The following is a 15,033-nucleotide window of genomic DNA, read 5'->3' as shown; positions in this document are numbered from 1 at the left end:
GGAGCGAGCTATGCAGATCGCCATCCGGCGTGAACCGATCGAGGGAGAACGGCGAGTCGCCGCAACCCCTGCGACCGTCAGCCAGTACATCGCCGCGGGGTTCGCGGTCACCATCGAGAAGGGCGCGGGCGTCGCGGCCGGGCATGCCGATGCGGCCTACGTCGACGCGGGCGCGCAGCTCGTGGCGAGCATCCCGCTGTCGAAGGTGCAGGTGCTCGCTCATGTGCGCCCGCTCGATTCCGGCACGATCGCGAAGCTGCCGAAGGGTGCGATCACGATCGGCTTCGCCTCGCCGGCCAGTGAGCTCGACGCGGTGGCCGCGCTCGCCCAGCGCGGGATCACGGCGTTCTCGCTCGAGCTGATTCCGCGCATCTCGCGCGCGCAGTCGATGGATGCCCTCACGTCGCAGTCGCTCGTGGCCGGCTACCGCTGCGTGCTCGAGGCCGCGATGCGATTCGACCGGTTTCTTCCCCTCTACATGATGGCGGCCGGCACCGTTCCGCCCGCCAAAGTGCTCGTGCTGGGCGCCGGAGTCGCCGGTCTGCAGGCGATCGCCACCGCCAAGCGGCTCGGGGCGAAGGTGTCTGCCTACGACGTGCGCTCGGCCTCGGCCGACGAAGTGCAGTCGATGGGCGGCACCTTCATCCACCTCGAGCTCGATGCTGATGCCGACGCTGCGGGCGGCTACGCGAAAGAGCTCGCCGCCGACCGTGCTGACCGGCAGCGGCAACTGCTGGCACCGCACATCGCCGAGGCCGACCTGATCATCACGACGGCCGCGATTCCCGGCCGCCCCGCACCTCGGCTGGTGACGGCCGACATGGTGCGCGCCATGCGGCCCGGCTCGGTGATCGTCGACCTAGCCGCCGAGACCGGCGGCAACGTCGAGGGTGCTGTCGCCGGCAGCGACGTCTCGGTGCCGGTCACCGGCGGAACCGTCACGATCGTCGGCATGAAGGATGCCCCCTCGACGATGCCCGCAGACGCCTCACGTCTTCTCGCCCAGAACATCGCGAACCTCATCGCGCTCATGACGGTCGACGGTGCGATCGTCGCCGACTTCGACGACGACGTGGTCGCATCGTCGTGTCTGACCCACGGGGGAGAGGTGCGGCACGAGCCCACCGCCGCGGCCCTCGCCGAACGAAAGGGCGCGAACTGATGGATGCCATCACCCTGCTCACCTTCTTCGTGCTGTCGGTGTTCATCGGCTTCGAAGTCGTGTCGAAGGTGTCGAGCACGCTGCACACTCCCCTCATGTCGGGGGCCAATGCCATTCACGGCATCATCCTGGTCGGCGCCGTGATCGTCGCCGGGCAGGCCGAGAGCACGCTCGTGCTCGTCGTCGCCCTCGTGGCCGTGCTCATGGCCACGATCAACCTCGTCGGCGGGTTCGTCGTCACCGACCGCATGCTCACGATGTTCGGCGGCCGCCGCGCCACCGGCGCGAGCGCGACGAAGGAGGAGTCGAAGTGATCGTGCTGAGCCCCGAACTCACGGCGCTGCTCTACCTCGTCGCCGCAGTCTGCTTCATTCTGGCGCTCAAAGGCCTCGGGTCGCCGAAGACCGCCCGACGGGGCAACCTCATCGGTGCCTTCGGAGCCCTGCTGGCCATGGTCGTCGTGTTCTTGTCGACCGAGCTCGACAACCTCGCGTGGATTCTCGCAGTCATCGCGGTCGGCACGATCATCGCCGTGCCGGCCTCACGCCTGGTGAAGATGACCCAGATGCCCCAGCTCGTCGCCCTCTTCAACGGCGTGGGTGGCGGTGCCGCAGGTCTCGTCGCACTGCTCGAGCTCGAGCACAGCACCACTGTCGGCGCCTACATCGCGGTGGCCTTCACGGTGCTCGTGGGCGGCATCGCCTTCTCGGGCTCGGTCGTCACCTTCTTGAAGTTGCAAGAGCTCATGCCGACTCGGCCCATCATCTTCGGCGGTCACGCCATCGTCATCATCGCCCTGCTCATCGCGGGGCTGGCGGCCGCGACGATCATCGTGCTCGACGACGCGGTGCTCGCCAACGCCGGTCTCGCTGATGCCAGGGGCGCCGCGGCCGTCGCCGGGCTCGTCATCGGTCTCGCGCTCGGCGTGCTGCTCGTGCTGCCGGTCGGCGGCGCCGACGTGCCCATCGTCATCTCGCTGCTCAACGCCGGCACCGGCCTCGCCGTGGCCGCCTCGGGGCTCGTGCTCAGCAACACGCTCTTGCTCGTCGCGGGCACCCTCGTCGGAGCATCCGGTTCGATTCTGACCCACGAGATGGCGAAGGCGATGGGCCGCAGCGTCACCGGCATTCTGTTCGGAGCGTTCAAGGGCGGGTCGACGGCGGGATCGACCGCGGTGAGCGATCGCCCGGTGCGCAGCTCGAGCGCAGAAGACGTGGCGATTCTGCTCGGCTACGCCCAGCGCGTCATCGTCGTGCCCGGCTACGGGCTCGCCGTCGCGCAGGCCCAACACACCATGGCCGAACTCGCCAGCACCCTCGAAGCCAAAGGCATCGAGGTGGTGTTCGGCATTCACCCGGTGGCGGGGCGCATGCCAGGGCACATGAACGTGCTGCTCGCCGAGGCGAATGTGCCCTACGAGGTGCTGAGCGAGATGGACGAGGTGAACCCGCAGTTCAAGAACGCAGACGTCGCCCTCGTCGTCGGCGCCAACGACGTGGTCAACCCCGCCGCGAAGACCTCGCCGGGCTCGCCCATCTACGGCATGCCGATTCTCGATGTCGCAGCGGCACGTCAAGTGGTGTTTCTCAAGCGGTCGATGCGGCCGGGTTTCGCGGGCATCGAGAACGATCTGCTCTACGAGCCGCAGACCACTCTGCTGTTCGGCGACGCGAAAGACTCGCTCACGAAGGTGCTCAGTGCGGTGAAGGGCCTGTAGCTCTCGGGGTCACACCTTGTCGCGCCAGCTGCCCGTCGGGGCGTCGTCGCCCTCGACGATCTCGATCTCGCTCGTGAGCAGGGCCGGCAGCGAGAGGGTCTCGGTCGGCGGGGTGATCACCGTCGCCTCGTCGCGTCGATGGCGCAGCACCGTGTCGATGTACGAGCTCAATGCTTCAGCGAGCGGAATCGCCCTGCCCTCGTTCTGCGAGAGATACCAGCGGTGCTCGAGCAGCTGGTGGTACATCTCAGGAGTCTCGAGCTTGCCGCGCAGGTCTTTCGGAATCGCGCGCACCACCGGTTCGAACACGCGCACGAGCCACTCGTGCGCGACGACCTCGTCGTCGACCTCTTTGTCGGGATACGTCGATGCCGTGTAGGCGTCGAGGTCGTTGAGCAGGCGGCGGGCCTGATTCTCTTGCGCGTCGATGCCGGTCAGGCGCAGCAGGCGGCGAGTGTGGTGGCCCGCATCGACGACCTTGGGCCTGATGCGCACTTCGGTGCTGGCGCCGTCAGTCGTGATCGCGAGCTCTTCGATGTCGAAGCCGAGCGCGTTGAGGCGCTCGACTCTCTGATTGATGCGCCACCGTTCTGAGCGGTCGAAAGACTCCCAGCCGGTGAGCTCTTTCCAGAGCGAGCGGTACGACTCGATGATGCCGTTGCTCGTCTCGATGGCGTCGACGTTCTCGTCGAGACGCCCGCCGGCCTCGAGATCGAGAAGCTCGCCGGCGATGTTCACTCGCGCGATCTCGAGGTCGTTCTCGCGCTGCCCGTTCGAGAGACCGCCCTCGTAGAGCTGACCGGTCTCGGCGTCGACCAGGTAGGCGGCGAAAGCACCTGCGTCGCGACGGAACAGGGTGTTCGAGAGCGAGACATCACCCCAGAAGAAGCCGATGATGTGCAGCCTCACGAGCAGCAGCGCGAGCGCGTCGACGAGTCGGGTCGCCGTGTCTGGGCGCAGCGTCTGCGAGTAGAGAGCGCGGTAGGGCAGCGAGAACCGCAAGTGCCGCGTGACGAGCACGGGCAAGAGGGGTTCATCGTCGGCGTCGACACGGCCGGTGATCACCGCGACAGGCTCGACGCACGGAATGTCGAGGCGCTGCAGCGTGCGCAGCATCTCGTACTCACGGCGCGCCATCTCCTCCGTGGTCTCTTTCACGGCGACGACGAAGTCGCCCATGTGCACGAAGCGCACGAGGTGGCGCGAGATGCCCTTCGGCAGCGAGGCGATGGCGTCATCGGGCCACACCTCGAGCGGCAGGTGCCACGGCAGGTCGAGCAGGGCCGCATCGGTGACGGCTGAGGTGATGGTGAGTGACGCTGTCATCGCACGGGGCTCCTGTACCAGGTGGCCGAGAGGGCCAGGCGGGGCGAAAGGGCGACGGGGGCGGGGCGGCCGGCTCGGCGCACCCCGCCCCCGTCGGCGGATCCTTCGTCAGTCGTGATCAGTCGATCAGCTGGAGATGGGTTCCTTGTTCAGGCGCAGGCCCGACGCGGTGTCGAAGACGTGCACGTGCTTCGGCTCGGGAGTGATGAAGACCGTGTCTCCGCTGTGCGGGTGCACGCGTCCGTCGACGCGCGCGACGATGTCGACGCGCTGACCGGCGACCTCGGTGTTGCCGTAGAGGTAGCCGTCTGCACCGAGCTCTTCGACGATGTCGACCGTGACCGGCAGGCCTTCGCCGCTCGTCTTGACGATCATGTCTTCGGGGCGCACGCCGACGGTGACGACCTTCTCGCTCGTGGTCGAGAGCACATCGCGGGCCACCGGAGCAATGGCCGTGCCGAACTTGACGCCGCCGTCTGCGACATCCGCCGGGAAGAGGTTCATCGCGGGCGAGCCGATGAAGCCGGCGACGAAGACGTTCGTCGGCGTCTCATACAGGTCGCGCGGGGTGCCCACCTGCTGCAGCACGCCGTCTTTCAGAACGCAGATGCGGTCACCCATGGTGAGGGCCTCGGTCTGGTCGTGCGTGACGTAGACGGTGGTGACGCCGAGTCGACGCTGCAGCGACGCGATCTGCGTGCGCGTCTGCACGCGCAGCTTGGCGTCGAGGTTCGACAGCGGCTCGTCCATCAAGAACACCTGGGGCTGACGCACGATGGCGCGGCCCATGGCGACGCGCTGACGCTGGCCGCCCGAGAGCGCCTTCGGCTTGCGGTCGAGGTAGGGCTCGAGGTCGAGCAGCTTCGCCGCCTCGAGCACTCGGCTCGCGCGCTCGTCTTTGTTGACGCCGGCGATCTTGAGCGCGAAGCCCATGTTCTCGGCCACGGTCATGTGCGGGTACAGCGCGTAGTTCTGGAAGACCATCGCGATGTCGCGGTCTTTCGGAGGAACATCGGTGACGTTGCGCTCACCGATGAAGATGTTGCCGTCGTTGACCTCTTCGAGGCCGGCGAGCATGCGCAGCGAGGTCGACTTGCCGCACCCCGAGGGGCCGACGAGCACGAGAAACTCTCCGTCGCCGACGTGCAGGTCGAGCGAGTCGACCGCGGGAACGGTCGAGCCCGGGTAGAGGCGGGTGGCCTTATCAAAGGTCACAGTTGCCATAGTGATCTTCTCCTTCACCGGCAGGTACGTGCCGGACGATCCGTAGTGAATGGATGATGCCGAAAGGCAAGGCGCACTCCATCGGGCACCTGCAGTCAGTATGCCACTTCTCACGCACACCGCCCATTCGGGGTGCTCGCTTGGCGGTCAGACAGGCCGAGCGCGTACTATCGTGCGGGGCGCTGAGAGCGCCCTTGTCTGTGCCAGGGGAGCCGCGGCATCCATCTGAACGGGGTTGTATGAACGACAGTGGGTCGGCGAGCACGCGCTTGTCGAAGAATGAACGTCGCGCAGAGGCGCGCGAGAAGGCTCGTCAACTGCGTGCAGAGCAGCAGAAGCGAGAGCGTCGAAACCGCTGGCTGCTGCAGGGCGGCGTGGCGCTCGCCGCGCTCGCCATCATCGCCGTCATCGCGCTCGTGCTCGTCAACTCTGTTCGCCCCGCCGGCCCCGGGCCTCGCAACATGGCGAGCGACGGCATCAAGATCGGTGAAGGCCTCGTCGCCTTCACCACACCCGCGCTGAGCCCCGAGGCGACGCCCGTCGAGTCAGAGCCCAACCCGGCAGGTGTCGTCGACATCCAGATCTTCATCGACTACCTGTGCCCGATCTGCGCCGAATTCGAAGAGGTCAACGGCCCCATCATCCGCACGCTCGTCGAGTCGGGGGCGGCGACGGTCGAATACCGGCCGATCGCCATCCTCATCAACCGGTCTGCCGGTTCGCAGTATTCGCTGCGATCGGCGAACGCGGCCGCCTGCGTCGCGAACTACAACCCCGACTCCTTCTTCGACGTCAACGAAGCCCTCTTCTCCATCCAGCGTGAAGAAGGCACCGTGGGCCCCGACGATGCAGAGCTGCTCGCCACGGTGCGCTCGGCTGGGGCGACCGCTCCGCAGATCGAGCAGTGCATCATCGACCGCACCTTCAAGTCGTGGGTGCAGGCGGCGACCGACCGCGCCACGAACGGGCCCCTCGCGATTCGCGGCGCCGAGATCGACTCGATCGCCGGAACCCCGACGGTGCTCGTCAACGGGCAGGTGTTCGAGTATCGCTACCCGTTCGAGGCAGGCGAGTTTCAGCAGTTCGTGCTGCAGGCCGCCGGTGATGAGTACTCGACCAACCCGAGCCCGTCACCGACTCCGAGCCCCACGCCGTAGCGGCGGTAGGCTGATGCCGGGCCCTGAGCCCGTCGGCCCGCAGGGGCCATGCCGACTTGGCGCAACTGGTAGCGCACCCGACTTGTAATCGGGCGGTTAGGGGTTCGAGTCCCCTAGTCGGCTCTGTTTCATGTACCCCTCACTCGCTCTATGCGCGAGCCGTGCCCAGCGTGACGCGCTGCGTCACGCCCGCAGTCGGCTCTGATTCGCTCCAGAACGGGCGTTTATGCCCCCCTTTCGCGGCACAATCGTTCGCTTTTCGACCATCTCCACTTGGCGCATCGACCACTGAGGCATACCGTGTTATCAGCGGCTGGGGGGCCGCTATCAACGAATCTCTGGGGGGAGATCATCGTGAAGCACCCGGTATATCTCGGCACCGCACTGACCACGGTCATGCTTGTCGCACTACCTTTCTTGAGTTCACCGAACGCGGGCGCAGAAGTCGTCGCTGCCGTCAACGCTCACGCCGACAGTTCGCATGCTGAAACGAGCGCGACAGCAGTTCAACCTACTCCTTCGCCCACGACGGGTCTCGTCTTTACCGAGGCGCCGTCAGCTAACGAGGAACAGGCGCAGGCCAGCGCGTCGGCAGAAGGCGCGATCGACGCCAACGCCGATTCCTCCGTATCGAGTACGGGTTCTGGCGCCAATAATGGATCGTCCTCAGTCTCGACCAGCTCAGCAGGGGCAACAACAACCAGTACTCAAGACGACGTCATCACCTTGCCTGTCGTCAAAGACGTCCAAGAACCCGCGGCACCCTCCTGTCCGGCCGCAATCACGGGCTCGACACCGGGCGCTCCCAGTCGCTCATCGGCGCTGGGCGTCCCCGGCACGACTTCAAGCGACCTGCAGTCGTTCGCCGTGCGCTACAACGAGATTCGGGTGGCGAACTGCTTGCCTCCCGTGCCGTTCGCGAACATCCGGTACGACGCATGCATGGAAGACCGCCTGTTCTGGATGGCTGAAGACCCCTCAGAAGACCCGATGAGCGCGTGGGGTCACATCGGCTCGCAGCGCAGCGACGGTGTGCCGAGCGTGGGCTGCGACGGCAACCTGGCCGGTGGCAGCAACAACACCGGCGTGACGGTCGCGCAGAAGTGGTGGGACTCGTCTGGGCACCGCACGTCGCTCTACAAGCCGACCTTCACCGGCAGCACGAGCGGAGTCTGCATCCTCTTCGCCATGACTCACGGCGGCATCCCGAACGAGCCGTACTCGTTCACCCGCGCCGCCGCCCGCTGGACGACCTGCTGAGGCGAGCGCACTCGACTGGCTAGTCTTGACGGCAGCGGTTCGCCGCAGTCGGGCAGCACCGAGGCTCCCGCAGAAGGAGCGTGAACGTGCAGTCGACACTGCGGTGGGGAATTCTCGCGACCGGCAACATCGCGCGGTCGTTCGCCGGAGACCTGCGCGATGCGGGCATCACCATGACCGCAGTCGGGTCACGGCGGTCGGAGTCAGCAGCAGCGTTCGCCGCCGAGTTCGGCATCGCCACAGCGCACGGCAGCTATGAGCACCTGGTCGCCGCCCCCGACGTCGACGCCATCTATGTCGCGACTCCGCACCCGATGCACCTCGAGGCGGCACTGCTCGCCATCGATGCGGGCAAGCACGTGCTCGTCGAGAAGCCGTTCACGCTGTCGCAGCCAGACGCCCAGGTCATCGCCGAACGTGCGGCCTCGCAGGGCGTCGTGGTGATGGAGGCGATGTGGACTCGATTCTTGCCGCACATGGTGCGGGTGCGCCAGCTCGTCGCCGAAGGTGCCCTCGGCGAGGTGCGCACGGTCATCGCCGACCACACGCAGTCGCTGCCGACTGATCCCGAGCACCGACTGCAGAACCCGGCGCTCGGCGGTGGAGCACTGCTCGACCTCGGCATCTACCCGGTGTCGTTCGCGGTCGACATTCTCGGACTGCCGACCGGGGTGCAGGCGCACGCAGCGATGACGCCGACCGGAGTCGATCGTCAGACAGCCATGATCTTCAGCTACGACGACGGCCGCCAGGCCGTGCTGCACTGCGCTCTCGACACCGCGGGCTCGAACCGAGCCGTGGTCATCGGCACCGAGGGAGCCATCGAGATCGACCGCGTGTGGTACACGCCGACTGCCATCAGGCGGTACGACCGCGACTGGAATCTGCTCGAGACCTTCGATGAGGAGGTCGCGACACGAGGCATGCACTTCCAGGCCCTCGAGCTCGAACGTCGCGTCGCCGGGCACGCGCCGACGGCGCTGCCGATCGACGAGTCGGTCGCGATCATGGGCGTGCTCGACGAGGTGCGCCGCATCATCGGGCTGCGGTATCCGGGCGAGTAGCCACCAGGTCGGCTGGGTATCATGGCCGGATGATCGATCCGGAGCAGCCGCTGAGCCGTCGCGCCGCGCGCGAAGCTGAGGCAGCAGCTCGACGCCGTTCTCCTCAGAGCACGCCGACGCCCGACGATTCCCCTGCGAGCGAGGTTCCGACGCAGCTGATGGGCGCCGCCCCGACGCAGCTCATGGGTGCGGCACCCACCGAGGCGCTGGGCGCGGCACCCACCGAGGTGCTCGGCGCGACTGCCCCGCTCGGCGACACGGCAGCCGCACCCGACGCAGAAGCCCCGGCCGCCAAGAAGGGCATCGGCGCCTTCGTGCGCCAGCACCCGAGAGCAGTGCTGACGACAGCGCTCTCGGTGGCCTTCCTGCTGCTCGGCTCAGCAGCCGTCTTCGCGGGAATCGCGGTGGGCTCGGCCCAGGCGACGCCGGTGCCGGTGCCGACGATCATCGAGACGGCAGAACCCGACCCTCGCCCGATGCCGACGGCGATGGCAGACCCCAGCCGCCTGCGCACCTGCTCGATCTCGCAGCTCGCCGTCGACGAGCGCCTCGTCGAGTTCTACGGCTCGGTCGTCAACGCGTCGACCGGCGAAGTGCTCTGGGATCGCCGGGCAGACACCGCCGTGCGCACGGGCAGCGTGCTGAAGGTCATCACCGCGGCCGCGGCACTCGCGACGCTCGGCCCCGACTACCGCATGACGACTCGAGTCGTCGCAGGCTCGACGCCCGGCACGGTCGTGCTCATCGGCGGCGGTGACGCGACGCTGAGCCGGGTGGGGCCGGGTCAAGAGAGCATCTACCGGGGCGCCCCCAAGCTGGCAGACCTCGCGGCGCAGACCGTGGCGGCCTACGCAGCGGCCAACCCAGACGAGCCGGGCATCACGAACCTCGTGCTCGACTCGACCTACTGGAACCCCGCAGACAACTGGCACGACACCTGGAACCGCGACCGCATCTCGGCGGGGTTCCAGGCACCGGCCACGGCCCTCATGGTCGACGGTGATCGCAACGACCCGCGTGCGCAGACCAGTGCTCGGTCGAACGACCCGATCGCCCGTGCCGGCCAGTGGTTCGCGCAAGCGCTCGCCGACGCCGGAAACCCCGCAGGGGTGCCGACCATCAGCACGGGCGCAGCGGTCGGCGGAACCCTGCTCGGGCAGGTGCAGTCGCAGCCGGTGTCGGTGCTCATCGGCCAGATGCTGCCCAACAGCGACAACACGCTCGGCGAGATGCTGGCCCGAGTGACCTCGCGGGTGATCGGCCTCGACGGCTCGACCTCGTCGCTCACGCAGGCCATCACCGGCTCGCTCAACACCTACGGCGTCTCGACCGCGGGCCTCGTCATCAAAGACGGCTCGGGCCTCGCGACCGACAACGCCGTTCCTGCGCGATACATGGCCCAGCTCTTCGCCGTGATCAACACGCGCGAGCGCAACCTGGGCTACATCATGGATGCTCTTCCGGTCGCCGGGCAGAGCGGCACCCTCGCGAGCCGCTTCACCGGGTCGAACGCCGTCGCCCGAGGCAACGTCATCGCGAAGACCGGCTGGCTGAGGTCGGCCTATTCGCTCTCGGGTGTCATTCGTGCGGCCGACGGCACCCCGCTGACCTTCGCGTTCTACTCGGTGCGCGACGGCATTCCCGAGTCGGCCAAGACCGCGCAAGACACATTGGCTGCCGCGATCTTCAACTGTGGCGATAACCTCTCGAACAACTGATTCGATTCGGCATCGGAGGCGGCATGGCTCGTGCGCTGTTGATCATCGACGTGCAGAACGACTTCACCGAGGGTGGTGCGCTCGGCGTCGAGGGTGGCGCCGCGGTGGCTGCGGCGATCACGCAGCACGTGCGCGAGCATCCCGATGACTACGACGTCGTGATCGCCTCTCGAGACTGGCACGACCCCGACAACGACAACGGCGGGCACTTCGCCCTCGAGGGCGATCCCGACTTCGTCAACACGTGGCCGCAACACTGCATGGCGGGAACCGACGGCGCCGAGTATCACCCCTCGATCGATACGGGGCTCATCGACATTCACGTGCGCAAAGGGCAGGGTGTGCCCGCGTACTCGATCTTCGAGGGCACGACAGACGATGGGCGACGGCTCGTGACTGCTCTCGACGAGCTCGGTGTGACCGACATTGACGTGGTCGGCATCGCGACCGACTACTGCGTGCGCGCGTCGGCGCTCGACGCAATCACGGCGGGGCGCCGGGTGAGGGTGCTGAGCGATCTGGTCGCCGGTGTGGCGCCCGAGTCGAGCGCAGCGGCACTGGTCGAGCTGGCCGACGCAGGGGTGCTCGTCGAACCCTCCGCCGCCTGAGGGTCAGACCAGCAGCTGGTGCTTCGCGAGGTCGCGGTAGAGCGGCACACTGCGAACGAGCTCGCTGTGGGTGCCGACGCCGACGACCTCGCCGCGGTCGAGCACAATGATCTGATCGCTGTCGACGACGGTCGACAACCGGTGCGCGATGACGATGAGCGTGCGGTCTTCGGCGACGGCGTCGATGGCGTCGCGCATGCGCTGCTCGTTGACTCCGTCGAGCGATGACGTCGACTCGTCGAGCAGCAGAATCGGGTGGGCCGCGAGCAGCGCTCGGGCGATCGCGAGCCGCTGACGCTCACCGCCCGAGAGCATGACGCCGTCTTCACCCACTTGAGCGTCGAGCCCGCGCTCATCGCGGTCGAGCACCTCGCCGAGGTTGACGCTGCGCAGCACGGCCGCGCACTGCTCGTCTGTCGCGTCTGGCGTGCCCAGCAGCAGGTTCTCGCGCAGGGTGCCGGCGAGCACCGGTGCATCTTGCTCGACATAGCCGATGCGCCCGCGCAGGGTCTCGCGGTCGATCGATCGAATGTCGTCTGCGCCCATTCTGATGACGCCCTCGGTCGGTTCGTAGAAGCGCTCGATGAGCGACAGCACCGTGCTCTTGCCGGCGCCGCTCGGCCCGACGAGCGCCGTGCGCGACCCGACCGGCACCGTGAAGCTCACGCTGCGCAGCACGTCGCGATTCGACTCTGTCTCGGCGAGCGGGGCCTCGGGCGACTGATCGTCGGGCGACGCATCGTCGGTCGGGCTCGCTGTGGCGTAGCGGAAGGTCACCCGGTCGAAGCTCAGCGCCGCAGCGTCGCTCTGCGCGTCATCTGAGCGGGGTGTGACTGCGGCGGCATCGTCGGTCGCGCCCTCTTCGGGCAGGTCGAGAACCTCTTGAATGCGCCCGAGAGCGCCGAGTGCCTGGTTGACCGAGCTGATGGCGCCGAAGGCCTGGCCGAGCGGAGAGATCAGCAGAAACAGGAAGATGATGAACATGATGAGGCTCGCGACCTCGATCGCACCCGTGGCGACGCGAAACCCTCCGACCCCGAGCACGACGAGCAGCGAGAGCTGCAGGGCGATGCCGGCGACGGGCACGACGAGCGCCGAGATGCGCGCGACCCGCAGCCCCGCCTTCCACGCAGAGCGCGCACTCGACTCGATCGACTCTGTCTCGCGCTGCGTGGCGTTCGCGGCGCGGATCGTGCGAATCGACGAGATGGCCCGCTCGACCGCCGACGAGAGTTCGCCGACGCGTCGCTGCTGCTCGGCACTGGCCCGGCGAATGCCTCGCGAGAGGGTGACGACCGTCACGAGGGAGACGCTGATGATGAGCACGGTGAGTGCGAGCAGAATCGCATCGATGAACAGCATCGCGATGAGTGCGCCCACGAAGATGAGCACTCCGCCGACCGCGTCGACGAGACCCTGCGTCATCACGGCGTAGAGCAGCGTCGTGTCGGTGCCCACTCGTGAGACGAGATCGCCCGTGCGGCGCTGATCGAATGCGGAGATCGGCAGGCGCAGTATGCGGGCGACGAGCTGCCGCCGGGCGTCGAGCACGATGGTGGTTCCGGTGCGCTGCAGCAGGAAGTGCTGCAGGCCCGAGAGCAGGGCCGAGGCGACGACGAGTGCCACCAAGACGCCGGCGAGCAGGGCGAACGACTCACCCCGCTCGACGGCGGTGATGACCTGCCCGACGAGCAGTGGCTGGGCGAGCGTGGCCGCGGCGGCCACGATGCTCAAGACGACGACGATCGAGAGCACGCCGCGGTGGGCGAGCAAGAATGGCATGAGCTGACTGAACGACGCGCGCGGCCCCTCGGCCTCGGCATCGCGGCCGGTCTGGCTGCCGCGGCGGCGGGGTGCGGGAGTGCTCGCGCTCATGGTGCCCTTCGCAGAAGTGTGGTGAGCACCAGTCTGCCGGAGTCGCCGCCGCGGCATCCGCGTGTTCGCTGTGCGCGTGCGCGCAGTCCGCGCCTCGAGGTGGGCCATCGTCGGTGCGCGGGTCTAGGCTCTTCTCTCGTGTCCCAGCCCGTCATCTCTGCCTCGCAGCTCACCAAGACGTACGGCGACTTCACGGCCGTCGACGCGATCGACTTCGAGGTGGCTCCCGGCGAGTCGTTCGGCCTGCTCGGCCCGAACGGTGCCGGCAAGTCGACCACGATGCGCATGGTCGGTGCGGTGTCGACGCGCACGAGCGGCGAGCTGTCGATCTTGGGTCTCGACCCGAACCAGCACGGCCCCGACATCCGTTCGCAGCTCGGCGTTGTGCCGCAGCAAGACAATCTCGACCAAGAGCTGCGGGTGCGCGACAACTTGCTCGTCTATGGCCGCTACTTCGGCCTGCCGCGCGCGGTCGTCGCTGAGCGGGCGGATGCCCTGCTCGAGTTCGCGCAATTGACCGACCGTCGCACGTCGAAGGTTGACGACCTTTCGGGCGGCATGAAGCGCCGACTCACGATCGCCCGCGCACTCATCAACGAACCTCGCATCCTGCTGCTCGACGAGCCGACGACGGGGCTCGACCCGCAGGCGCGGCACATTCTGTGGGATCGCCTGTTCCGGCTCAAAGAGCAGGGCACGACTCTCGTGCTCACCACGCACTACATGGACGAGGCCGAGCAGCTCTGCGACCGCCTCGTCGTCGTCGACAAGGGGCGCATCATGGCCGAAGGGTCGCCCGCTGCGCTCATTCGCGAGCACTCGAGCCGTGAAGTGCTCGAAGTGCGCTTCGGCAGCGAGAAGAACGCCGAGATCGCGGCGAGCATCACCGACATCGGCGAGCGGCATGAGGTGCTGCCAGACCGCATCCTCATCTACACCGAGAACGGTGAGGCAGAGCTCGAGCGCATCACGCAGCGCGGCCTGCAGCCGATCACGTCGCTCGTGCGGCGCTCGAGCCTCGAAGACGTCTTCTTGCGGCTCACCGGCCGGAGTCTGATCGAATGATCTCGCCACCGCCCGCCGATTCGATGCGGGATGCCGGAGCCGAGCATCCCGAGACCGCACGCGCACTCGCCGCCGGCGTCGCCCCCCGGCGCTGGGGCTCGTGGTACATCGCCGAGCACCGCATCCGGGCCATGAAGGGCTATGCGGGCGACGCGATCTTCCAGAGCTTCGGCAACCCCCTCATCTACCTCTTCGCGCTCGGCGTGGGGCTTGCGAGCCTCGTGCCGCAGGGCATCGGCGACGTGACCTACCTGCAGTTCGTGGCGCCCGCCCTCATGGCCACGGCGGCGATGACCGTCACCGCGAACGAGACGAGCTACCCGGTGCTCATGGGGTTCAAGTGGAACCCCATCTTCTTCGGCATGAACGCATCGCCGATCACGGGGGCGCAGATCGTCAACGGCATGATGATTCACATCGCGCTGCGCGTGGTCGTCACAGTGTCGATCTACTTCGGCATCATCGTGCTCTTCGGGGCCGTGCCCTCGCCCCACGGGTGGCTCGCGATCATCGCCGCGACCCTCACCGGCATGGCGATCGGCGTCGTGATCTCGACCTACACCTCGACCATCACCGACGACAAGGGCCAGATGGCCATGCTGCAGCGGTTCGGCATCATGCCCATGTTCTTGTTCTCGGGCACGTTCTTTCCGCTTGAGCAGCTGCCCGTCTACCTGCAGCCCATCGGCTGGGTGTCGCCGCTGTGGCACGGCACCGAGCTCGGAAGAGTGGCGACCTACGGCCACGATGAGCCGATGTGGCTCACGGCGACCCACGTGGGCTACCTGACGACGCTCATCGTCGTCGGGCTGTGGGCGACGCGCAAGCACTTCACGAAGAGGCTCAACAAGTGAGCG

The 15,033-nt window shown here is 67.5% G+C and carries 13 protein-coding genes and 1 tRNA gene; 11 read left to right on the top strand and 3 right to left on the bottom strand.

Features of this window, described 5'->3' with window-relative positions; translation table 11 throughout:
* Positions 1–10 precede the first annotated feature (10 nt).
* The 3 genes from KIT89_RS07855 to KIT89_RS07845 are packed head-to-tail and all read left to right on the top strand — an operon-like array spanning position 11 to position 2,879.
* Positions 11–1,162 carry a Re/Si-specific NAD(P)(+) transhydrogenase subunit alpha gene (locus KIT89_RS07855; RefSeq protein WP_297599973.1) on the top strand — a complete coding sequence of 384 codons (1,152 nt, stop codon included), beginning with the start codon at positions 11–13 and terminating at the stop codon, positions 1,160–1,162.
* Positions 1,162–1,476: an NAD(P) transhydrogenase subunit alpha gene (locus tag KIT89_RS07850; RefSeq protein WP_297599971.1), complete on the top strand. Its 315-nt coding sequence runs from the start codon at positions 1,162–1,164 to the stop codon at positions 1,474–1,476. The genes KIT89_RS07855 and KIT89_RS07850 overlap by 1 nt, the downstream gene beginning before the upstream one ends.
* Positions 1,473–2,879: an NAD(P)(+) transhydrogenase (Re/Si-specific) subunit beta gene (locus tag KIT89_RS07845; protein ID WP_297599969.1), complete on the top strand. Its 1,407-nt coding sequence runs from the start codon at positions 1,473–1,475 to the stop codon at positions 2,877–2,879. The genes KIT89_RS07850 and KIT89_RS07845 overlap by 4 nt, the downstream gene beginning before the upstream one ends.
* A 9-nt stretch (positions 2,880–2,888) precedes the next feature.
* On the opposite strand, the gene KIT89_RS07840 is transcribed toward KIT89_RS07845, so the two are convergent.
* The gene (locus KIT89_RS07840; RefSeq protein WP_297599968.1) at positions 2,889–4,205 is read right to left on the bottom strand and encodes a DUF4032 domain-containing protein; all 1,317 of its coding nucleotides are present in this window, start codon (positions 4,203–4,205) and stop codon (positions 2,889–2,891) included.
* A 126-nt stretch (positions 4,206–4,331) separates the two neighbouring features.
* Positions 4,332–5,429: an ABC transporter ATP-binding protein gene (locus KIT89_RS07835; RefSeq protein WP_297599967.1), complete on the bottom strand. Its 1,098-nt coding sequence runs from the start codon at positions 5,427–5,429 to the stop codon at positions 4,332–4,334.
* Between the two features lie 239 nt (positions 5,430–5,668).
* Here KIT89_RS07835 and KIT89_RS07830 point away from each other — a divergent pair, with 239 nt between their 5' ends.
* The 6 genes from KIT89_RS07830 (at position 5,669) to KIT89_RS07805 (ending at position 11,236) form a co-directional block, all read left to right on the top strand.
* A complete protein-coding gene (locus KIT89_RS07830; RefSeq protein WP_297599966.1) occupies positions 5,669–6,586 on the top strand; it encodes a thioredoxin domain-containing protein in 918 nt (305 codons plus the stop codon).
* A 50-nt stretch (positions 6,587–6,636) separates the two neighbouring features.
* Positions 6,637–6,709 (top strand) — tRNA-Thr (locus KIT89_RS07825).
* A gap of 819 nt (positions 6,710–7,528) precedes the next feature.
* The gene (locus tag KIT89_RS07820) at positions 7,529–7,846 is read left to right on the top strand and encodes a hypothetical protein (protein ID WP_297599964.1); all 318 of its coding nucleotides are present in this window, start codon (positions 7,529–7,531) and stop codon (positions 7,844–7,846) included.
* Positions 7,847–7,926: 80 nt separating this feature from the next.
* Positions 7,927–8,910 (top strand): Gfo/Idh/MocA family oxidoreductase, encoded by a 984-nt coding sequence (locus tag KIT89_RS07815; RefSeq protein WP_297599962.1) that lies wholly within the window; start codon positions 7,927–7,929, stop codon positions 8,908–8,910.
* Positions 8,911–8,939: 29 nt separating this feature from the next.
* On the top strand, positions 8,940–10,628 hold the full coding sequence (gene dacB, locus KIT89_RS07810; RefSeq protein WP_297599960.1) for a D-alanyl-D-alanine carboxypeptidase/D-alanyl-D-alanine-endopeptidase: 1,689 nt from the start codon (positions 8,940–8,942) through the stop codon (positions 10,626–10,628).
* 23 nt (positions 10,629–10,651) lie between these two features.
* Entirely contained in the window at positions 10,652–11,236 is a 585-nt protein-coding gene (locus KIT89_RS07805; RefSeq protein WP_297599958.1) for an isochorismatase family protein, read from the top strand.
* A 3-nt stretch (positions 11,237–11,239) separates the two neighbouring features.
* Here KIT89_RS07805 and KIT89_RS07800 read toward each other — a convergent pair whose 3' ends face one another.
* Positions 11,240–13,111, bottom strand: a complete 1,872-nt coding sequence (locus KIT89_RS07800; RefSeq protein WP_297599956.1) for an ABC transporter ATP-binding protein — start codon at positions 13,109–13,111, stop codon at positions 11,240–11,242.
* Positions 13,112–13,249: 138 nt separating this feature from the next.
* Between KIT89_RS07800 and KIT89_RS07795 the strand changes: the two genes are divergently transcribed.
* Positions 13,250–14,176, top strand: coding sequence for an ABC transporter ATP-binding protein (locus KIT89_RS07795; RefSeq protein ID WP_297599954.1), 927 nt, complete (start codon positions 13,250–13,252; stop codon positions 14,174–14,176).
* On the top strand, positions 14,173–15,030 hold the full coding sequence (locus KIT89_RS07790; RefSeq protein ID WP_297599952.1) for an ABC transporter permease: 858 nt from the start codon (positions 14,173–14,175) through the stop codon (positions 15,028–15,030). The genes KIT89_RS07795 and KIT89_RS07790 overlap by 4 nt, the downstream gene beginning before the upstream one ends.
* Positions 15,031–15,033 lie beyond the last annotated feature (3 nt).

The sequence above is a fragment of the Microcella sp. genome (assembly GCF_025808395.1).
Classification (GTDB): Bacteria; Actinomycetota; Actinomycetes; order Actinomycetales; family Microbacteriaceae; genus Microcella.
This window is presented reverse-complemented; position numbering and strand designations above follow the sequence as displayed.